The organism is Hyphococcus formosus (assembly GCF_046736345.1).
Taxonomy (GTDB): domain Bacteria; phylum Pseudomonadota; class Alphaproteobacteria; order Caulobacterales; family Parvularculaceae; genus Hyphococcus; species Hyphococcus formosus.
This window is the reverse complement of sequence record NZ_CP157210.1, coordinates 1,364,348-1,385,289: the sequence shown is the minus strand read 5'-3', so window position 1 is coordinate 1,385,289 and position 20,942 is coordinate 1,364,348. Positions and strand designations below refer to the sequence as shown.

13 protein-coding genes are annotated in these 20,942 nt (G+C 50.5%); 9 read left to right on the top strand and 4 right to left on the bottom strand.

Features of this window, described 5'->3' with window-relative positions:
• Positions 1-8 precede the first annotated feature (8 nt).
• Genes ABFZ83_RS06375 through ABFZ83_RS06365 form a run of 3 tightly spaced genes read left to right on the top strand, consistent with a single transcriptional unit; the run spans position 9 to position 3,207 of the window.
• Complete coding sequence (locus ABFZ83_RS06375; RefSeq protein ID WP_411818601.1) at positions 9-1,580, top strand: amino acid permease; 1,572 nt, start codon at positions 9-11, stop codon at positions 1,578-1,580.
• Positions 1,577-2,602, top strand: a complete 1,026-nt coding sequence (locus ABFZ83_RS06370; protein ID WP_411818600.1) for a dipeptide epimerase — start codon at positions 1,577-1,579, stop codon at positions 2,600-2,602. The genes ABFZ83_RS06375 and ABFZ83_RS06370 overlap by 4 nt, the downstream gene beginning before the upstream one ends.
• Before the next feature lie 8 nt (positions 2,603-2,610).
• Positions 2,611-3,207: an FMN-binding negative transcriptional regulator gene (locus ABFZ83_RS06365; protein ID WP_411818599.1), complete on the top strand. Its 597-nt coding sequence runs from the start codon at positions 2,611-2,613 to the stop codon at positions 3,205-3,207.
• 23 nt (positions 3,208-3,230) lie between these two features.
• On the opposite strand, the gene ABFZ83_RS06360 is transcribed toward ABFZ83_RS06365, so the two are convergent.
• Positions 3,231-4,019, bottom strand: coding sequence for a helix-turn-helix domain-containing protein (locus ABFZ83_RS06360; protein WP_411818598.1), 789 nt, complete (start codon positions 4,017-4,019; stop codon positions 3,231-3,233).
• Positions 4,020-4,391: 372 nt separating this feature from the next.
• Between ABFZ83_RS06360 and ABFZ83_RS06355 the strand changes: the two genes are divergently transcribed.
• From ABFZ83_RS06355 to ABFZ83_RS06330, 6 genes are all read left to right on the top strand, one after another.
• A complete protein-coding gene (locus ABFZ83_RS06355) occupies positions 4,392-6,524 on the top strand; it encodes a TonB-dependent siderophore receptor (protein WP_411818597.1) in 2,133 nt (710 codons plus the stop codon).
• A 259-nt stretch (positions 6,525-6,783) separates the two neighbouring features.
• Complete coding sequence (locus ABFZ83_RS06350) at positions 6,784-10,032, top strand: amidohydrolase family protein (protein ID WP_411818596.1); 3,249 nt, start codon at positions 6,784-6,786, stop codon at positions 10,030-10,032.
• Positions 10,033-10,149: 117 nt separating this feature from the next.
• The gene (locus ABFZ83_RS06345) at positions 10,150-12,249 is read left to right on the top strand and encodes an amidohydrolase family protein (protein ID WP_411818595.1); all 2,100 of its coding nucleotides are present in this window, start codon (positions 10,150-10,152) and stop codon (positions 12,247-12,249) included.
• A gap of 264 nt (positions 12,250-12,513) precedes the next feature.
• A complete protein-coding gene (gene dgcN, locus ABFZ83_RS06340; RefSeq protein ID WP_411818809.1) occupies positions 12,514-13,518 on the top strand; it encodes an N-acetyltransferase DgcN in 1,005 nt (334 codons plus the stop codon).
• Positions 13,519-13,656: 138 nt separating this feature from the next.
• A complete protein-coding gene (locus tag ABFZ83_RS06335) occupies positions 13,657-15,075 on the top strand; it encodes an amidohydrolase (RefSeq protein WP_411818594.1) in 1,419 nt (472 codons plus the stop codon).
• Positions 15,072-16,328 carry an amidohydrolase family protein gene (locus ABFZ83_RS06330; protein ID WP_411818593.1) on the top strand — a complete coding sequence of 419 codons (1,257 nt, stop codon included), beginning with the start codon at positions 15,072-15,074 and terminating at the stop codon, positions 16,326-16,328. The genes ABFZ83_RS06335 and ABFZ83_RS06330 overlap by 4 nt, the downstream gene beginning before the upstream one ends.
• A 42-nt stretch (positions 16,329-16,370) precedes the next feature.
• On the opposite strand, the gene ABFZ83_RS06325 is transcribed toward ABFZ83_RS06330, so the two are convergent.
• The 3 genes from ABFZ83_RS06325 to ABFZ83_RS06315 form a co-directional block, all read right to left on the bottom strand.
• Complete coding sequence (locus ABFZ83_RS06325) at positions 16,371-17,465, bottom strand: PepSY-associated TM helix domain-containing protein (RefSeq protein WP_411818592.1); 1,095 nt, start codon at positions 17,463-17,465, stop codon at positions 16,371-16,373.
• 328 nt (positions 17,466-17,793) lie between these two features.
• Positions 17,794-18,612, bottom strand: a complete 819-nt coding sequence (locus ABFZ83_RS06320; protein ID WP_411818591.1) for a copper resistance protein B — start codon at positions 18,610-18,612, stop codon at positions 17,794-17,796.
• Positions 18,612-20,462, bottom strand: coding sequence for a copper resistance system multicopper oxidase (locus ABFZ83_RS06315; RefSeq protein WP_411818590.1), 1,851 nt, complete (start codon positions 20,460-20,462; stop codon positions 18,612-18,614). The genes ABFZ83_RS06320 and ABFZ83_RS06315 overlap by 1 nt, the downstream gene beginning before the upstream one ends.
• Positions 20,463-20,942 lie beyond the last annotated feature (480 nt).

Below are 20,942 nucleotides of genomic sequence, written 5' to 3'. Positions count from 1 at the left end.
GACAAAAAATGGGCGGCATAATCAGGCGTAAAAATTCGTTATTCGTAAAAAAGCCATGCTCCTTGCCAGAAAAGGGATCGGCGGATGATGGGCTTAAAAGAAGCCTAGGTCCGCTCGCTTTGCTGTTATTGGGCGTTGGTTCAATTATTGGCGCAGGCATTTATGTATTGACCGGCGCGGCTGCAGCAAGCTTCGCGGGGCCAGGCGTTTTGTTTTCATTTGTCATTGCCGGCTTTGCCTGCGTTTTTGCCGGGCTTTGTTATTCGGAATTGGCGTCAAGTATGCCCGTGACCGGCTCTGCCTATGTTTATGCCTATTCGACACTTGGCGAGTTGCCTGCATGGATATTGGGTTGGCTATTGGTTCTGGAATATGGTGTTGCAGGCTCGTTAGTCGCGGTCGGTTTTTCCGGCTACTTCGTGAGCTTGCTGGCGAGTTTCGGCATTGTCATTCCCGAAGCGTTATCGACACCTTTTGTGCAGTCGATTCCAACAAGTGGCGGTTATTCCTTTGTTGCCGGGGGCGGCATCAATTTAATCGCGGCTATTGCGGTACTTATAATGGCGACACCCCTTTTATTCGGGTTGCGCAATTTCGCGATTGTAAATAGCTCGATTGTTCTATTGAAAATTCTCGTCCTGTTGGTTTTTGTTGCTTTCGGGTTTAGCTCGATCATCCCCGATCACTTCTCGCCATTGATCCCGGAAAATGAGGGCGGATTTGCCTATGGATGGCAAGGTGTGTTTCGCGCTGCGTCGATGATCTTTTTCGCCTATATCGGTTTTGAAACCGTATCGACTGCAGCCGCCGAGGCGAAGAAACCGCAACGTGACCTGCCGATTGGCATTCTTGGCTCGCTGGCAGTGTGTACGTTGATTTATATGGCCGTCGCCGCAGTGCTGATTGGGATCGTTCCGTTCCGTGAGCTTAATGTGCCAGATCCATTGGCATTGGCGGTCGATCACATCGGTAAGCCTTGGCTTCTGTTCTTTGTCAAAGTTGGCGCGGTGATTGGCCTGACGTCTATTCTTATGTCCACTTGCTATGGTCAGTCGCGGATATTCTTCGCTATGGCGCGTGACGGTTTGTTGCCTCAAGCCTTTATGCGCTTACACAAAAAGCATCAAACGCCCTGGGTGGGCACGATCATTATTGCGTCCTGTATGGCGTTTGCTGCTGGTGCATTGCCCATCACGCTACTTGGAGACCTGATTAGCATCGGCGTCGCGGCAACATTCAGCATCGTTTGTCTCTCAGTGATTAGCCTACGGAATACTGCACCTGAATTGGAGCGCCCATTCAAGGTCCCGTTTGGTGGATTCAGAATCCGGGGTTACTGGATCGGTTATGTACCTGCGTTCGGTATTTTCATGTGCCTGTTCATGATTACGCCGCTGATCCTTGACCTCGTATCCAAGGCCCAAAACGGAAATCCGCTACCGGTATTGTTGTTGGCTGGGTTTATTGGCGTGGGTGCATCGATTTATGTCTTTTACGGATATCGTAATTCGCGGATGGGTTCGGTGGAATCGATAGAAGTCGAAAACGGCGTGCAAGTTATTTCCGGAGCGCGTTCGTGATTGATCCTTTAACGCGAATAGCGGCGCTTGATTTACCGACAATTGAAAGCGCAACGGTACGCGCTGAGTCATGGAAGCTGAAAACGCCTTTCATCATTGCGCGCGGCGCAGAGACCGAAATCACGCTCGTTGTCGTCGAGCTATCCGGTGGAGGCGTGAAAGGGATGGGGGAGTCCTGTCCCGTAGCGCATTATGGTGAGACGCCAGAGAGTGTCGTCGAGCAGGTCAATTCTTTCCTCGATCTCATAAAGTGCGGTGAAAGCTGGGTCGCGATCCATGATCGTCTACCCGCTGGTGCCGCGCGAAATGCGGTCGATTGCGCAGTTTGGGATTTTGCTGCGAAGGCTCTGGGCAGACCGATATATGATCTAATCGGCATTGACGCACCGCGTCCGGTGGAAACGGTTTTTACAATCAGTTTTGCTGCCCCGGAAGTGATGGCCGAACAAGCCAGCACCGCGCTGAATTTCTCGAAGTTAAAATTAAAGCTTGGGGGCGAGGGCGATCTTGAGCGGGTAAAGGCCGTTCGCGCTGCCGCTCCAGATAAGATACTTATCGCTGATGTGAACGAATATTGGACGGGTGAATTATTTGCGTCGTTGCAAAAATCGGTCGCCGAGGCCGGTATCGCGATGCTTGAACAGCCATTACCCGTAAAAGGTGATGGTTTACTCGAAATAGCTGAGCACCATACGCTCATCGGCGCGGATGAATCGTGCCATGTATCTACGGATCTCGCGCATGTTGCCAAACGCTATGATGTGGTGAATATCAAACTGGATAAAACAGGCGGCTTCACCGAAGCTCTACGTTTACTTGACGGAGCGCTCGCCAAGGGGCTTCAGCCGATGGTTGGCTGTATGCTTGGCACTTCGCTCGCCATGGCACCGGCTTTTTACATTGCGCAAAAATGTGTTTTTGTAGATCTGGATGCGCCTTTGTTGATTGGTGAAGATCGCGATCCGGCGATGCAGTATCGCGATGGTTGGGTATCGCCGCCATCGTCGTTAATTTGGGGATAGCGCTAATCGTGCCGTCAATTTTTGAACACTATGACGATAATGACATTTCCGCGCTTATTGCGGAGTATCCTTTAGCGTGGGTGCAACCGATCGGTGACGAAGGTCACAAGGGTGCGCTGTTGCCGCTCATCGCCGAATTGAATGCTGATGGAGAACTTTCGAGTCTGATCGGTCATATGGCTCGCAAAAACCCATTACACGACGCTTTAAAAACTTTGGGCGAGGCGAGTATTCTGTTTCAAGGGCCGCAAGCGTATGTTTCGCCTTCATGGATCAGAAAGCCAGACTGGGCACCCACATGGAATTATGCGCGGGTTTCAATCAACGCAAAAATCGAATTTGAAGCGTTGTCCATTGATGAAGCGTTAGAGCGATTGGCCAAGTTTCAGGAAGATAAGCAGAACAGTGATTGGACTATTTCCCAGATTGGCGAACGGTATAAAGGCCTAGCCGAGATGGTCATTCCTTTCCGGGCTTCGGTTCGGTCTGTCCGCGGCGTATTCAAGCTTGGGCAAGATGAAAACGACGAAGTATTTTCAGATATAGTTGAACACATGTCTGATCCATCCATGGTTCAATGGATGAGGCGTTTTAGAGAGCGCTAAACAATCGTTCTACGCAAACACTGCTATTGCTGTGTGTGCTGAATGACTTCCGATGAGCGGTATTCGCTTGGCGACATGCCGAAAGTTTTCTGAAAGACTGAGGTAAAGGCGCTCGGGCTTTCGTAACCGACGGCCAACGCGACTGTTGTCACGCGTTCACCGGAGGAGAGCATTGATAGCGCCTCCATTAAACGCACTTGTCGCCACCATGCAGCGACCCCAACGCCTGTCTGGACTTTAAAAAGTCTAGAGAAAGTACGCCGCCCCATGCCTGCAATGGCCGCGAGATCATCGAGGGTCAGTTTATTGGAGGGGTCTTCAAGAATGTGCTGACACACGCGCCGTAGCCGGAAATCTTCCGGTAGCGGGACGGTGCAGGGGGCCGGCGGCATAGAAATCAATTCACCAAGCAACAATTCCGTAATCAACTGGCTGCGCTTGCCATATGAATTGGTTGTTCCTAATCGAACTAATTCTAATATGAGCGCTTTGAGAAAATCGGAAACTTCAACGATGAAGGATTCCTGCTCGACCCGTGCTGCAAGCTCGTCATTAAAATACAAAGTCCTGAGCGACACGTGCCCCCGGCAGGACACTTCGTGCGGGACATTCGCGGGGATCCAGAGCGCGCGTTGCGGCGGGATAGTGTAATTGGCAGAACTGACTGTCACGGACATTACGCCCGATGACGCATAAAGCAGCTGCGCGCGGCGATGGGAGTGCGTTGAGTGTACTTCGCTCGGTTGATATTCCTCGGCTAATCCGATCACCGGCAAATGATCAAAATCGGTGCTTATATCAAATTCTGCCATTGGCCCAATCTCGACAAAAACGCAACTATTGTCGATGAATGCTATGGATGGTTTAGATTAATGTCAATTGCAAAGAGATGCAGAACAAACCAATTTCGCGAATTGATAGGGGCCTAACAGGCGATGTGAATGCCGAAACAATAATGCCGAATAAAGCATGAAACGCATGACTGGGCGCGAAAGATTGTCCGCATAATGTAGAGTTTTTGGCCAATTTACATGGAGCCGACGCATCAAATGGCGCCTTTTAGATAATCAATGGCCTTCTCGCGGGAGCGATTTCCCTTAACACACCTCAGTGTATAGGCGTTCAAATCAATATAAAAATTGGCAGGGGATTTTGAGATGGCAATGGTAAAAAGGATGAGCCGAATGCGTGCTTCGCGAAAAGTCAGGGGAACAATATTAACGAGCCTTTTGCTAGGCACGACATCGCTTTCAATGGCGGCATATGCGCAAGATGATCAATCAGATTCAGTAGAAACAAATGAAGTTGATGAGATCATTGTTACTGCACCGAATTATGTTTCGGTTGGTGGGCGCTCCGCAAATAAAGCGGATATTCCGCTAGTCGAAACGCCGCAGTCTGTTGCGGTCATTTCACGCGACATGATTGATCTATTGAATTTCGACAGTCTAAACGAAGCAATGCGCTACGTCTCTGGTGCGGTAGGCGAGGCATTTGGTCCGGATGAGCGTTATGACTGGTTGACTGTTCGCGGCTTTGATCCAGTTCAGTTTATTGATGGTGTTCGCGCGCCGATTGCATCGGTAAACAATTCCGGTACTGATTTATACGGCTTTGAGTCCGTCGAAATCCTAAAAGGGTCAGCATCCAGCCTTTATGGTGAATCGCCTCCCGGCGGGATTGTGAATATGACCAGCCGTCGACCGGAAAATGATTTTAGCGCGGAGCTAGGCTTTCAGGCTGGCGAATATAATCACCTGCAGTTCAATGGTGACATTACTGGTCCGATCTCTGACACGGTATCTGTTCGCCTGACTGCGCTTTATCGTGATCGCGGAACGCAGGTGGACTTTCTGGACTCGGAGCGGGTTTACGTCGCGCCGGCAATCACCTTCGATTTCTCGCCGGCAACGAGCCTGACTTTACTGGCGAATTTTCAGGAAGACCATCTCGACAATCAGAGTACAGGTTTCTTGCCGGCCTTTGGTACGATCTTGCCAAACCCGCTTGGTGAAGTGCCAGTCGGTCGTAACCTTGGTGAGACCGGTGTAAATTTCTTTGACCGGAAACAGTATAGCGTCGGCTATGAATTGGTTCATGAGGTCAATGACTGGCTTACGCTTGAGCAAAACATGAAGCACTTCGACGTCGAAGTCTTCTCACGGGCGATCTACGGTGCCGGATTGTTGGACGCTGATTTTGATGGCGTGCCAGACGACTATCGTACGGTCATCCGCTATGATTTCCCTTTCAATGAGGACATCAAAACGACAAGTGTCGATTCTCGCGCGAATCTAAAGTTTGATACGGGTGCGCTCGAACATGCAATGATCGTGGGTGTCGATTATCGTCATTACAATGGATATTCAGAGTTTGGCTTTAGTCTCGCACCATCGATTGACCTATTCGACCCGGTCTATGACGCGGTGGTTACCGATGACCCGACTATCTTCCCGTTTGTCGATGAAACACAAAGTCAAGTCGGTGTTTATGTGCAGGATCAAATTCGTCTCGATAATTTGATCGTGACACTCAGCGCGCGTGAGGACTTCTTTTCAAGAGATCCTGCGTCTTCAACGAAAACCAGTCAGGACGCATTTTCATACCGCGCCGGTGTGAACTATGTTTTTGAAAATGGTATTACGCCATATGTGCAAGCATCGAAATCGTTTAGCCCATTGGCGGGTGCAGATTTCGCGGGCAACATTTTTGAACCGACAACCGGCAACCAAATCGAAGGCGGTTTAAAGTATGACGGACGTAATCTGCCGAAGGGCGTAGATTTGTTCGCGTCTGCGGCTGTCTATCGCATTACCCAAGAAAATATCGCTACGGCCGATCCGGATCACCCTGGGTTTAATATTCAGACCGGTGAAGTCGAAGTGAAGGGTGTTGAGGTCGAAGCCGCTGCGCGAATTTATGAGCGTCTTTCATTGAACGCAGCCTTTACCTACACCGATACGGAAGTGACCAAGAGTAACACGGCAAATCTTGGTAAAGAGCTTCGTGCGGTTCCGCGCACGGTGGCGTCATTCCTTGCAGACTATACGTTCCAAACGGGGCCATTAGCAGGCTTCGGTGCCGGGGTCGGTGTTCGTTATCGCGGTAAACAGTTCGGCGATGTTGCAAACACGTTCGAAAGTGAAGCGATCACGCTCTTTGATGCGATCGTGCATTATGACGTGAATGATTGGCGCTTCTCGGTTAACGCCAGTAACTTCACCGATAAAAAATTCATTGATCGTTGCAGTAGCACGGCGAATTGCTTCTATGGTTCACGGCGTCTCATCACCGGTACAATTACGCGCCGTTTCTAATAACATGACTACATCGGTCAAATGATCGATTTGGCTGGTTCAACTCCGACGAGGCATTGTGGCAAATACGCTCATGCCTCGTCATATCACTCGGGCCACGAAAATTCAGTCATAGTCCTGTTTTGCTTGATGCGGTTGCTTGTTGTCAGCGATACACGGCTGTAACTTTAATAGACCAATCCACGCGGTGACGATTAGATGACGTATGAAACGACCGGTGAAGCCGCTGACCATATCCAGGATCGACAGGACCTTCAGAATGATAACCGCTAGTAAATTTTTATCTTTCTATAAGTTGTCGATCCTCCTCCTTACGGCATTGCTTTCATTTTCGATTGCCGGCGCGGCAACACCCGAGAACCAATCGGGTCTGGCATTGGAGCCGACGCGAGAACTTTCCTTCGAGGTAGACGAGGGAACATGGATGTCGGTCAATATAAGTCCCGACGGTAAGGTCATCGTATTTGATATTTTGGGCGACCTATTCACACTCCCAATCAGTGGCGGAGAGGCGAAATTACTCCGTGGCGGTATGGCCTATGAAACACAACCTGCGTTCTCTCCCGATGGAAAATCAATCGCCTTCGTTAGCGATATATCGGGCAGTGAGAATATCTGGATAATTGCTGTCGACGGATCAACAGCAAGACAAATTTCAAGCAGTGAGGATGCGTCGCATTTTACATCACCAGCGTGGTCTGCGGATGGAAAAACAATCTATGCCTCAAAACGACTTGGTCGCCATACACCATACCAGTTATGGCAATTTGATGTGGCCAGTGGCGAAGGGAAAAAGGTATTTGACGACGGATCGCGCGATAAGTTCCACGCATTGGGCGCGGTAGCATCGCGCGACGGGCGGTCACTTTACTTCGCGAATTTAGATACTTCTGCCGCAACACTTTATTCCATTCCCGCATGGCAAATTGCGCGATACAATTTAGAAACGAAAAAAGTGACATCGGTTGTCACTGCGTTGAGCGGTGCATTCCGCCCGCAATTATCTCCGAATGGGGAATGGCTCACCTATGGCACGCGGTTTGACGGTGAAACTGGATTGCGTCTACGGAATTTGGAAACAGGCGAAGATCGCTGGTTGGCGTATCCGGTGCAGCGCGACAACCGTGATGCCAGTTTTAATAGTGATATTCTACCTGCCTATAGTTTTACCTCGGATAGCAAATATATTGTTGCGTCCATCGGCGGGAAGCTGACGAAAATCAATGTTAAATCTTCAAAGCAGAAAATAATTCCGTTTACGGCGGATCTTGATATCGGGATTGCTACTTTCGATCGCCCGGTGAAGCAGGTCGAAACCGGACCGGTTCGCGCGCGATTGGTTCAAGACCCCGTTTTGTCTCCAGATAGCAAAAAGATTGCCTTCTCTGCCTTTGCTAAGCTACATCTTTATGACATTGCCTCAGGAGCTGTCGAGGAGCTTAACGCAGACACGATAGGCGAGTTTCAACCGAATTGGTCGCCGGACGGGCGCTGGATCACCTATGTGACCTGGGACGCGAAAAATGGCGGCGCAATTTGGAAAAAGCCGGCGGCTGGGGGCAAGGCGCAACGCTTAACGCCGGTCGGTCACTTCTATAGCGATCCGGTTTTCTCGCCTGATGGCCAGTGGATATATGCGTTAAGCTCGAACAATCACGAGCGGATGGGCCTACAGGAGGAAGTCACGCCGCGCCGATTTTCCAATTTGGTAAAAGTTCCGACGAATGGCGGAGAGCCGCAAGTCATCACCCATGCGGGTACGGGTGCGGAGCGGCCATTCGTAACTGACAATATCGAGCGCGTTTTTTATACAACGCCTGAGGGGGTAAAGTCTGTCTTGGCATCAGGTAATGATGGCACCGGGATCGATGAAAAATCACATTTTCGCATTGATGGACGGCACGCATGGACACGTGCAGGCTCGCCATATCCGGTCAACAATGTGGTTTTCAGTCCAGATGGAAAATGGCTTCTCACCACGTCAGCTAATCAATTATTTCTGGCGGCAATTCCGGACGATACTGAAGAGACACCGGTAATTGATGTTTTCGGTGCAGAAGATCAGCAGGTCAAGAAGATATCTCGTTTTGGTGCGGACTATTACGGCTGGTCTAAAGACGGTAAAGCGTTTTATTGGGCCGTAGGGTCCAGCTTTTATAAGCTATCCGTCGACGATATAAAATCTTTGGTAGCTATGCCGCAAACAGACGCGGATGATGTCGTCGAACCTGTAGAAATTATTGTCGAGCGTCCGCGAGATATACCAACCGGGTCGACATTGCTGCGCGGCGGCACCGCCATCACGATGCGCGGCGACGAAATCATCGAAAATGCTGATATCCTAATCCGCAATAATAGAATTATCGCTATTGGAGCGCGCGACAGCTTCGATGTGCCTGAGGTCGATAAAACATTCGACCTTGAGGGTGCATTTATCACGCCGGGCTTCGTCGATACCCATGCGCATTGGTACGAAATTCGTCATGATGTGCTTGATCTGGAAAATTGGAGCTTTCTAATATCGCTCGCCTTCGGGGTAACTTCTGGTCTTGATCCGCAGGCAATGGATCAAGATATGTTCGCCTATCAAGACCTCATCGATGCGGGGTTAATGGTTGGCCCGCGCGCTTGGTCGGTCGGGCAGGGAATGTTCCCGAACACACAAATACGTTCGCAGCAAATGGCGGATGATCTCGTAAAAAAATATGCGGAGAAATATCGAACGCATAATATCAAATCTTATTTCATCGGCGACCGCGAGCAGCGTCAGTGGATGGTCCAGGCAGCGGATAAATATGGTGTCGTCGTCACGACCGAGGGTGGTGACGATTATTCATTGGATATCACACACGCGATTGACGGGTTTGCCGGCAATGAACATACGATCCCCGTCGTTCCGCTTTTTGATGATGTCGTGCGTCTTCTAGCCGAAACGAAAATTGGTTACACGCCTACATTGATGATTGATCCAAATGGCGGCGGGTCGACGGCGAAAGACTATTTCTTTGTTACTGATCCGCCCCATGACAACCCCAAAGTATCGCGGTTCATGCCGCATTATGTAAAGGATACACGTGCCAGTGCCGCGAAATGGGTTCGCCCAGAAGAGCAGTCCTTTCCGCAGACGGCAAAGGTAATCCGGGATATTTACCGCGCGGGTGGCGTGATTGGTGTCGGTAGCCATGCGGAATTTCAGGGCCTCGGATATCATTGGGAGATGGAGGCCTTAGCTTCAGGCGGATTATCTCCCCACGAAGTCTTGCAAGCGGCAACCAGAATGGGAAGCGAGATAATCGGGCGCTCAGCGGATATCGGTACCCTTGAAACGGGTAAGCTCGCCGACCTAGTGATTCTTCGTGACAATCCGCTCACGGATATAAAAAATGCGCGGTCCATAGAATATGTGATCAAGAACGGTAGAATCTACGATGGCGATACGCTGAACGAGATTTGGCCCGACAAGAAGAAGCGTTCAAAAGCATGGCATCACGAAGACCTTCCTGAGTGATATAGGGAGCTAGGTGCACGCTTGCGGCCTTCTCGGTCACTTGACTTGAAACTCAAATGTTTTGAGCGGCAATAATAAAAAGAATTTACGGGCACTGAACGAAGAACGGAATGAAATATGCGTTCGATACAAATCCGAAAAGAAATCCACGATATGTTTATGACAGGTGTCAAACGACGGATCGCAATAGCAGCAATATTTGCGGGCGTATTGCTTTCGGGCTGTGGCGATATTCAGTCTGATAGTGCGACCAGCGACGCGTTTCCGGTTATCGTCGAATATGAATGGTTTAATGGCGACACCCCGGCAGGGGAGCAAACGCTCACCATTGAAAAGGACGGATCGCGGCATTCGACCATGCGGCTTCAGTGGAACAATCGCGATTTTACGCTCGACAATAGGATGCAGTTTTCCGATGACGGATATGTCGTATTGCAGTCGCTAGCGGGAACATCGGCATTTGGCGCGCAAATTGATGAAACCTTCCGCATCGAGGATGGGGTCGCGAAATGGAGAAACCCCGCGGAAACGGGGGAAGTCGCAACGGACGGAAAGGCGTTTTACGTTCCCGCGCGAAGTGGCGCGACGGAGACACTGGCCGGGATTATCAGGATCGCGACGAATAATGCCGACGGTGCCGTATCGCTTTTGCCGAGCGGAGAGGCGCGGGTCCGAAAATTAACGGAGAAACCGATCCAGAAAGGCAAGACGAAGGCGGTTGTAAGTTTATATGCGATCACAGGGCTTGAATTTGCACCGACCTATGTATGGCTCGATGAAAATCAGAACTTCTTTGCCTTTAATTTTTGGGGAATGACGCTCCAACAAACGGGCTGGGGTGATGAGGTCCGAAATTCGCTCAAAGAAATCCAAAACGAATTTGAGGAAAAATATTATCAAAGCATTGCATCGGATAAAGTTGAGGACGTTTCAAGGCCAATTCTGATCAGCAATGTGAATGTGGTCGATGTCGAAGCCGGTGAACTTTTGCTGGCGCAAAATGTCGTTAGCGAAAACGGCGTTATCACCACAATTTCGAATGACCCCATCGAATTAAGCAATGCGAAAAAGATCGATGGTACCGGAAAAACACTAATTCCGGGGCTATGGGATATGCACGGCCATGTTGAATTCTTCGGGTATTATGGCGGAATATTCAATGTCGCCGGCGGTGTAACCACCGTTCGCGATATGGGTAGCGATCACGACGCACTTAAGCGGGCAAAGAGCAATTTTGATGATGGCGTCCTCGTTGGGCCAAATGTTTACGCAGCCGGATTCATTGACCAAAAAAGCCCATTTGCAGAGACCCGTGCCGTCGAAACGCTCAATGAAGCGCTAGAGAGAATCGAGTGGTATGCAGATAATGGCTATATACAGATCAAGCTTTATAGCTCGATCTCACCGGATTGGGTGCCAGCGTTAACAAAATTCGCCCATGAAAAGGGGCTTCGGATTGGTGGGCATATTCCGGCATTTATGACGGCGGAAAAGGCCGTGCGTGTCGGTTATGACGAAATTTCCCATATAAATTTTCTTTTCCTGAACTTCCTGGCGGGCGACGAGGATGATACGCGCACACGTTTGCGGTTTTATCTTTATGGCGATGAGGCGGGAAATGTAGATCTCGAGAGTGAGAACATAGAAAGTTTCATCGCACTACTGGCTTCGAATGATGTCGTCGTGGATCCGACAGTTGCCGTTTTTGACTCGATGATTGGCCATCATGCGGGGCAGCCAAATCCATTATTCACTGAGGTAATAAATCGCTTTCCGATCGGTGAATATCGTTCAGCGCTTTCTCCCGGTTTTGAAATAACCGATGAGAATGCAGAAGCGTGGGCGCAGTCGCAGGAAAATTCACTCGCGTTTGTTCGCAAGCTCCATGAAGGTGGCGTACAGTTAATTGCGGGGACTGATGCGCTGCCGGGCTTCGCCTTTCATAGGGAACTGGAGCTCTACGCGCAGTCAGGTATTCCGAATGCAGATATTCTCAAAATTGCAACGATTGATGCTGCGCGTGTTATTGGGCAAGAAGATGCCGTTGGTTCTATTACCGTCGGTAAACGCGCGGACATGGTATTGCTAAATTCAAACCCATTGGATGACATAAGTGCAGTGCGCGATATAGAATTTATTATAATGCGGAACAAAATTTACGAGCCGGATGACCTATTGTCAGCGGTTGGAGTGCGGTCCAATTCGGGGGCGAATTGACAAAGGCACATTGCGTATCTGCGCGCGGTTGGCCCTTTCTCGCTAACTAATTTCTTTCAACAGATAGCGGCTTTTAGGGGGCTCGCGTTAGATGGACAAACGGATATGAAGCGCACGCCAACCGTTATTGGCGGCGCATAAATCAGTAAATCCGCATTGTGAAGGCTTAAAGAAAACAGAATGGTTTGCAAAATGACCGGCATTCAAAATCAATCAACCCAATCAGACTCCAATCGTGAAGGCGCTCAAACCGATACAGTTCCAATGCCGGCGCCTTACCTTCTGTTTTTGGGCGATTGCGAAATCGAAGAGGCGGCCAAAACGGCGTTTGGTCTTGCGCAATGGCGACGCGATCAATGTTTAGGGCAGCTCCGATTCGAAACTTGCAAAATCGATACAGGATTGCCGGATTTGTCTATTCAAGAGGCATCTGCGCGGGGGGCAAAATCGCTTGTCATAGGTGTTGTAAATGCGGGCGGTTTTATACCCGATGAATGGATCACGTATTTCGTTGATGCATTAGATGCCGGTTTGGATCTTGTATCCGGGATGCATCAGAGCCTTGCGTCGATCCCGCAACTAAAAGAGGCTGCGGATCGGAATAATAGGCAATTATTTGATGTACGGAGTAACACGCGTGATTTTGAAACCGGAACCGGGCGAAAGAGATCCGGCAAGCGAGTTTTGACCGTTGGTACCGATTGCGCGATTGGCAAAAAATATAGTGCACTATCGATTGAGCAGGCATTACGGAAGCGAGGCGTCAAAGCTGATTTTCGTGCAACGGGTCAGACCGGGGTTATGATTGCCGGGCGGGGCATCGCAATCGATGCAATTATTTCAGACTTTCTGGCCGGTGCCGCAGAGTGGCTTTCGCCCGATAATGACCCAGATCATTGGGACGTGATCGAGGGGCAGGGCTCCTTATTCCATCCGGCTTACGCAGGGGTTTCGGTTGGATTGATCCATGGCAGCCAGCCCGATGCGCTTGTCTTGTGTCATCAACCGGGGCGTAAGGAGATTATCAGTGTTGACGGATTTCCATTACCATCACTGCCTGCGTGTATCGATTTAAATGAACGGATTGCAAAGCTTACCAACCCAAATGTCAAAACAGTCGGTGTTTGCGCGAACACATCAAAATTGTCCGCGCAGGAGGCCCAAGACGCTATCCGCAGGATTGAAGACGAGGTAAAATTGCCATGTTGCGACCCGGTTCGTGAAGGCGCGGATAAGATCGCGGACTATATGCTCGCTCATTGTTCGTGACAGCGCGCGATTTACTCAACGCTGGTGTTGGCGCTTACAGAATCTGTGCGTAGAGTTAGGCGTAATTTACAACCTTTGCCGAGTAGTCACCAATTCAAAGGGCCGACAATTTAGTCATAAGGATCGAGATATAATCACATGAACGATATTTCGGCGACGCTTCTTAATGTGTTATATCGCGACCTGACGTGGCGGATGCGCATTTGTTTGAAAATTATTCCATTCGGCCCGGGAATTTGCCTTCTGCTTTGTGTTACGGCTTGTACGGATCAAAACGATAAAGTCGTTGCGACAGCCAAAAGAACAGATCCTTATGAAAATACTTATAAGCCGTTTCCCGCGGATGATACGCTGTTCGTTAATGCAACAATTCTCGATGGTGCTGGTAATCGATTAGATGGATCGGATATTCTGGTCATAGACGGAAAGATTGTTTCTATTGGTCCCGAGCTTGAGCGTTCTGATGATCTCAACATCGTCGATGCTACTGGACGCTGGATAACGCCCGGCATCATTGATCCGCACTCTCATCTAGGGAATGCGGCGCTGCCTTTCGTCCCGGATGAGCTTCCGGTGTGGGATGTCAATGAAACCACAGACCCCAATGGAGCGGATATGCGCGCGGAACATGGGATCCGGGTGCAGGACCCCGCTTTTGCGCGGGCGTTAGCGGGCGGGGTGACCACGCTCCATATATTGCCGGGCTCTGCAAATTTGTTCGGCGGGCAAAGTGTGGTCTTAAAAAATGTTGCCGGGGTTACGGTTCAGGACATGAAGTTTCCGGCGGCACCATCGGCAATGAAAATGGCTTGCGGCGAAAACCCGAAATTCACCTATGGTGAAGAGGGGGCGTTTCCTGCCAGCCGTATGGGCGTAATGGCAGGTATGCGCCGGGCGTTTTCCGACGCCAAAAACGGGAATAGTAGCGATGAACGCTCAGCCGTTTTGCGCGATGCGTTAAGTGGCGAGACCAACATACACATACATTGTTACCGTGCGGAGGATATGTCGTTCCTATTTGGGCTGGCGCAGGAATTCGGCTTTGATATCACGGCAATCCATCATGCTTCGGAAGCTTATAAAATTCCCGATGAGTTTTCACAGACAAATACCTGCGCAGTCGTGTGGTCCGATTGGTGGGGATATAAGCTGGAGGCCTATGACGGTATCCGGGCGAATGCGGCGATACTTCATGCCTCTGGTGTGTGTGTCGCATTGCATTCCGACTCGCCAAGTTTAGGCCAGCGAATGAATATGGAACTCGCCAAAGCGATTGCCGCAGGGCTTAGAGCGGGGATCGAAATCAAGCCGGAAGAGGCGATTAAGTGGATTACGTTAAATCCCGCGCGTGTCATTGGCCTTGATGATCAGATCGGGTCACTAGAGCCGAATAAAAATGCCGATATAGTTTTATGGTCCGGCGATCCTCTGAGTACCTATAGTCGCGCCGATATGGTCATGATTGACGGGGCGTTTGTTTATGATCGTGAAGATACAGCGATCCAGCCACGATCGGACATCGAAATGGGGCAGCCAGCGGCGGAGCGGGTACAATGAAAAAATCAATATTCGTAATCTTAGCATGTTTGGGATCGACGTCGCTCGGTCATGCACAAACCAAGGCGATTATAAATGCGCGCGCCATAACGGTTGCGGATAATGAAGTTATCGATTCAGCGACAATCATTATTCGTGACGGCGAGATCGAAGCTGTTGGTGCAGATATTATCGCGCCGGAAAATGCCGAAATAATAGACGCTGGGGGAAGATACGTCTCGCCCGGGTTTATGAATGGTGCAACCCAGCTCGGTTTGACAGAAGTCAACTCGATATCGGGTACCGTCGATCATAGCGCTTCAGGCGGTGATCTGGGCGTGGCCTTTGACGTCAGTTACGCATTGAATTCGAATTCGACTTTAATTTCACTCGCTCGAACAGACGGATTGGTGCGGGCAATGACCATTCCCGGCGGCGGGGCGGCCGCGCCATTTGATGGGATGGGTGCCGCGATTACACTTCGTCAATCGGATGATATATTGGAGCGCCGATGTTTAGCGGTATTTGCGAAAGTTGGGGGTGCGTCATCCTCTGTGGTCGGTGGGTCGCGCGCGGCGCAATGGCAGAGCCTTCGGATGGCGTTAGACGCGGCCGCATCGAACGAAAAAGCGGACGCAACGCCGGAAAATGAATGTTCAAACCCGTTGAAAAAAGTTCTTTCCGGTGAACGCCCACTAGCGATCCATACGTCTCGGGAATCTGATATCCGGCAATCCGTAAAACTCGTCGATGATTATGGGATTCGCGTGAATATTATCGGCGGTGCGGAGGCCTGGCGCGTCGCGGATGAAATTGCACAGCGCAATATCGGTGTTGTTCTGGATGCCTATGGCGGCCAACCCAACACTTTTGATGAATTTGGCGCGCGGTCGGATAACGCGGCGATATTGGCAGCCGCAGGTGTAAAGATCGCCTTTATGGCGACAAGTATTCATTATAGCCACGACGCGGGTTCAGGGATTCGTGATGCCGCGGGGTTCGCAGCAGCGTTTGGTCTGTCTTGGGAAAACGCAATACGGGCACTGACGATTAATCCATCCGCGATCTGGGGCCTTGAGGATCAATACGGCATGATTGCCCCGGGACAATCAGCGGATTTGGTGATCTGGAGCGGTGATCCGATCGAGCCGCTGAGCATGGCCGAGCGCATGTTGATCGAAGGTGAGGAGATCTCGCTTACATCCCGGCAGGATTTGTTGACGCGGCGATATTTTCCAAAAAATGAAATCCTAAGGCCCGCCTACCGTCGATAAATTTGGGCAATTAAAAAAGCGCTGACCAATCCCGATTGGCGCTTATGACCGTGGGCGATTGCTCGCGCGTTGGCGGCGTGTGTACCACAAGCCAATGCCAAGTGTGATCATCATTACCAGCCAAAAGCCGACCATAAACGTAATCGATCGTCCAAATTGGCCGCCAATCTCGCCGGTATGGATGGAGAACAAGGCATCCATAAAGCGGTTTGATGTCGGCGCAGCGAGCGTATCGTAATTCGAGATTACGCTGCCATCTGAGGCATTCAGAAACACACGGGTTTTGCCATAGGCGCGCGCGGGCTCGCTCGGTTGATTGAGCGTTACCTTCCAGACGGGGTGGTCCGCAGAAGGGTAAGAGATCCCTGCGATTTTGGCATTCGGGAACTGCGCCTGCGCCGTGGCAACGATTTTCGAAAGCCGAATATCGGGATTGACCCAACTGCCCTCTGGTGCGGTTGCACTTGCGGCTGGCGCGTTCAGAAACCTTGAAAGCGCGCTTTCAAACGCTAATGATACACCGAAAGTCACGATCGCGATTGCCGGCACGACGAAGATGATGCCTAATAATTTGTGCCATGATAAATACCATGCGGGGCTTAAATTCTTTTGCGCCTTCGGAACAAGGGTGCGCCACATGCCATTGCGTGGCCAGGCAAAATATAGACCGAGCAGAAGATTGCTCAGGAGAATAATTCCGCTGATCCCGACAATCCAAGACCCTAATTCACCGGCCAACAGATTATGATGTAACGAGATTACGAGACTGATTAACCCGCCATTCGAAAAGGTTTCTTCGGAACTGCGCTTGCGCAGAATATTTCCATGACCATCAACCCGCAGTACATGGCTCGCCTCTGGGCCGGTCGTGGCGATATTGATATCAAACCGGTCCGCAAAGCCTGCGCTTGTCCAAATTGACGAAACTCTCCGCCCAGAATCGGGTGTGACATGAGCGTTGATGGTCTCTTCGATCAAGACAAAATCCGTAGGCTTATGCTCACCCGATACCGTCGCGTCATCGAGTTCCCAATGAAAAACAGCGATCATCCCGCTGAGCGCCTGAATGATCCAGAATGCGGCAAAGCCGATAGATAGCCAACGATGAACCGATAGGAAATTTCTACGGGAAATCACGATTTTCTCACTTTTGATGAAGCAAAACGCGGTTGATGTTCGTATGCAGATGACAGCAAAACTCAATCCGGCGGCTGGAATTCGCAATGAATTTACTTTGAACGAGGGTGAGCGCCCGCAAATTGCAAAGTCGAAAGCCCCGCCGCCGGATGGCTTAAATTTATGGTTGGGGTATTTCCCGATCAACACGGCGCATCGAATTTGGCCGAGCCAAAGATAAGATTGGCCCATTGAAGCAAATGCAACCGAGCGCCGGTCGAATTTGCTTTTTCACGCTCAGATCAAAGCCGCAGTGCCCAAATTGCGATTACGATTTTGCGATTGGCTATCAAAACATGAGCCGTAGTCCGGCAACGAATGATACCGCTGAGGGGTTTTCTGATTCTGCCCGGAGGAAGTCCGCTGTTTCGCCGATTGAGCGCTCCCAAGAAACACCGATATAGGGCGCAAATTCCCGCGTAAATTCATAGCGGAGTCGCAAACCCATTTCGGCTTTTGACAGGCCCGATCCTAAGCCTTTTTCATCGATTGTCTGTGCCGCAAAACTAAGCTCCGACCGTGGTTGCAGGATAAGCCGTTGCGTCAATAACAATTCGTATTCTGCCTCGAATTTCGCGGTAACATCTCCATCGTCACTGACGAATATTGCTCCATCAATTTCAAACCAATAGGGGGCTAAACCCTGTATACCGACGACTGCATAGGTGTCGTCGAGCCCTGATGCGAAGTCCTGACGGACGCCCATTTGAAAATCAAAGAAAGGCGTAATTGCGCGAGACCAGAGCGCCTGTATTTCGCCCTCTTCAAATGCGTTATCGCCAATCGAAAATTCGCCTTCGGTCTTTACCCAGATTTTATTTCGGTCGCCGCCATACCAAGCCTGACCATCCCAGAGGGCTACGTCGTCGCCAGCCTTTGTTCTGTATTCGAGGCGTTCAACCTGCGCGAAATATGTTTTCATTCCGCCATGTTCATTTTTGACCATCGCGCGCGCACGCGCCATTTCTGCGGGGTTCCAATATTCATCGGCGGCGTACCAGCCCGATTTGTCATCCGAATTTTCCGCTGGAGTATCTTGCGCAAAGGCGTTGATTGGTAACAGCGCGCCAAGGCCGAGTAATAAAGAGAGATAAACCGATTTCGACATTAGTTCTTCCCTCCGTGCTGATGCGCAGGCGGGTGGGTTTTATGTTCCATTGCGGGTGGGTGATCATCTTTGGGCGGCGCGGATTTATGCCCGTCGTGCATTCGGGTTTGTGCTGTTTGCGCGCGCACGGATACGACCTGCATCATTCCCGCATGCATATGCATCAGTAGATGGCAATGAAATGCCCAATCGCCGACATGTTCTGCGGTGACGTCAAATGATAATTTTTCGCCCGGTTTTACGTTGACCGTATGTTTACGGGGTTTGAAATTGCTTTCATCGACGACAAGATCAAAAAACATCCCATGCAGATGAATCGGATGGGTCATCATTGTATCGTTCACCAAGGTGACGCGGACGCGCTCTCCATAGTGAAAAACGATGGGTTCAGTAACCTCAGAAAACTTAACGCCGTCAAATGACCACATATATCGTTCCATATTGCCGGTGAGGTGGATTTCGATATTGCGTGCGGGCTGGCGTTGATCCGGGTTGGCGTCGAGGCTCCGTAATTGGGAATAGGTCAATGCGCGATGCGGGACATTCTCTAACCCCAATCCCGGTTCATTAAGACGGTTGGTCGGCATCGCCGCAACCATATCAACGCCAACACCGCGTTTATGATTATGGGTTTGGCCATGCGCCATGTCTGCCGGCATCTTATGAGCCATATGTTCGTGGTTCATGCCGTTGTGGGCATTTGAACCGTGATCGGTTTTTGACATTGAACTATGGTCCATTGCCATATCTTTATGGGTCAGGATCGGCCTTTCACGAAGTGCCGGCGGGGCGGCGCGCATATCTTTTGACGGCGCAAACGTCGCAACCACCTGTCCTGATCGATCAATTGACTCGGCTACAATTGGAAATGCGCTCATCCGATTTGGCTCGACGATGACGTCGTAGGTCTCAGCCACGCCGATCTGGAATTCGTCAGTTTCAACAGGGCGAACCGGTAGACCGTCCGCGGCAACGACCTGCATCGACAGGCCCGGTATGCGGAAATTAAAAATAGTCATCGCCGAGGCATTAATAATCCGCAGGCGGACTCGTTCGCCGATATCAAAAATCGCGCGCCAATCATCCTGTGTTGAATGGCCGTTGATCAAATATGTATAGGCCGACCCGGTCACGTCAGCAATGTCCGTCGCCGACATACGCATTTGTGCCCACATTGCTCGGTCATTGACGGTTTTACCGAGACCATTTGCACGCACGTCGCTTAAAAAGTCCGGGAATGTTCTTTCCTGATAGTTGAAGATCTCGCTATTCTTTTTGAGCTTTGCAAAAATTTCATGGGGATGGGCGAACAGCCAATCCGATAGAACCAAAACATATTCCCGGTCATACTCGATCGGGTCCTTTCCAGCGGGATCAATAATGATTGGTCCGTAATGCCCGGATTGCTCCTGCAACCCCGAGTGTGAGTGATACCAATAGGTTCCGCTTTGGGGCAGCGAAAATTTATATTCAAAGGTTTCTCCGGGCTTTATGCCGGGAAAAGACACGCCGGGTACACCGTCCATATAAAAGGGTACTAGCAAACCATGCCAATGGATCGATGTGTCTTCGGTGAGCGTATTATGCACCCGAAGTGATAAGCCTTCGCCTTCGCGAAAACGCAGGAGAGGGCCGGGGACCGTCCCGTTCACCGTTATCGCATGGCCCGAACGACCGCCGATCTTGACTGCGCTGTGTCCGACCGTCAGGTCGAAACTATTTCCGGCTTTTTCGAATATGCCTGTGTTGCCGTTGGTCGCGCTTTTGGCCCAAGCGGGAAATAGAGAACTAGCGCTGGTTAAAACACCGCTTGCCAGAGCGGATTGAAGGAGGTTACGCCGCGTTACCATATTGGTACTCCAGAAGATTATTTTTTCTAAGACTTCGTTGCGCAAAAATGCGCGTCGCAGATTGATGTCGGCGAAGAAAGAAATCTCAGGTCAACAACCGAATTTTCTGGGAGACGGGCGTTTCACCAGGCGGGCCACAGCTATGGCGGCTCGCATAATACGTACATTTATTGACGCGGGGATTATCGGCAATCGACGGTTTAGTGACCGGAAAGATGATAGCGATTGTTGGAGGCGAGAGGGCAGATACCGAAACGCCGTTCTTTATTTTGAAAAAGTTAGCGGCGCTGCAATGCGGACAATCACCCATATTATGTTTTTGGTGATCTGACGTCATCGTCATTTCGGTCATTGGGTCTGCCCGGTGATCCGACGAAGCGCCGTGATCAGCAGATGTTGTCTGATGCGCCGAGATTATTCCCTGAGGCAGTATATCCGCGCAGGCGGAATGGCCCGCGCTTATGATAAGGGCGATAATCG

Excerpts from the sequence above, each read along its gene's own strand:
- ABFZ83_RS06350 (WP_411818596.1), top strand. The coding sequence starts at position 6,784 with ATGATAACCGCTAGTAAATTTTTATCTTTCTATAAGTTGTCGATCCTC.
- ABFZ83_RS06320 (WP_411818591.1), bottom strand. The coding sequence starts at position 18,612 with ATGTCGAAATCGGTTTATCTCTCTTTATTACTCGGCCTTGGCGCGCTG.
- ABFZ83_RS06330 (WP_411818593.1), top strand. The coding sequence starts at position 15,072 with ATGAAAAAATCAATATTCGTAATCTTAGCATGTTTGGGATCGACGTCG.
- ABFZ83_RS06335 (WP_411818594.1), top strand. The coding sequence starts at position 13,657 with ATGAACGATATTTCGGCGACGCTTCTTAATGTGTTATATCGCGACCTG.
- ABFZ83_RS06345 (WP_411818595.1), top strand. The coding sequence starts at position 10,150 with ATGCGTTCGATACAAATCCGAAAAGAAATCCACGATATGTTTATGACA.
- ABFZ83_RS06360 (WP_411818598.1), bottom strand. The coding sequence starts at position 4,019 with ATGGCAGAATTTGATATAAGCACCGATTTTGATCATTTGCCGGTGATC.
- ABFZ83_RS06315 (WP_411818590.1), bottom strand. The coding sequence starts at position 20,462 with ATGGTAACGCGGCGTAACCTCCTTCAATCCGCTCTGGCAAGCGGTGTT.
- ABFZ83_RS06355 (WP_411818597.1), top strand. The coding sequence starts at position 4,392 with ATGCGTGCTTCGCGAAAAGTCAGGGGAACAATATTAACGAGCCTTTTG.
- ABFZ83_RS06375 (WP_411818601.1), top strand. The coding sequence starts at position 9 with ATGGGCGGCATAATCAGGCGTAAAAATTCGTTATTCGTAAAAAAGCCA.
- dgcN (WP_411818809.1), top strand. The coding sequence starts at position 12,514 with ATGCCGGCGCCTTACCTTCTGTTTTTGGGCGATTGCGAAATCGAAGAG.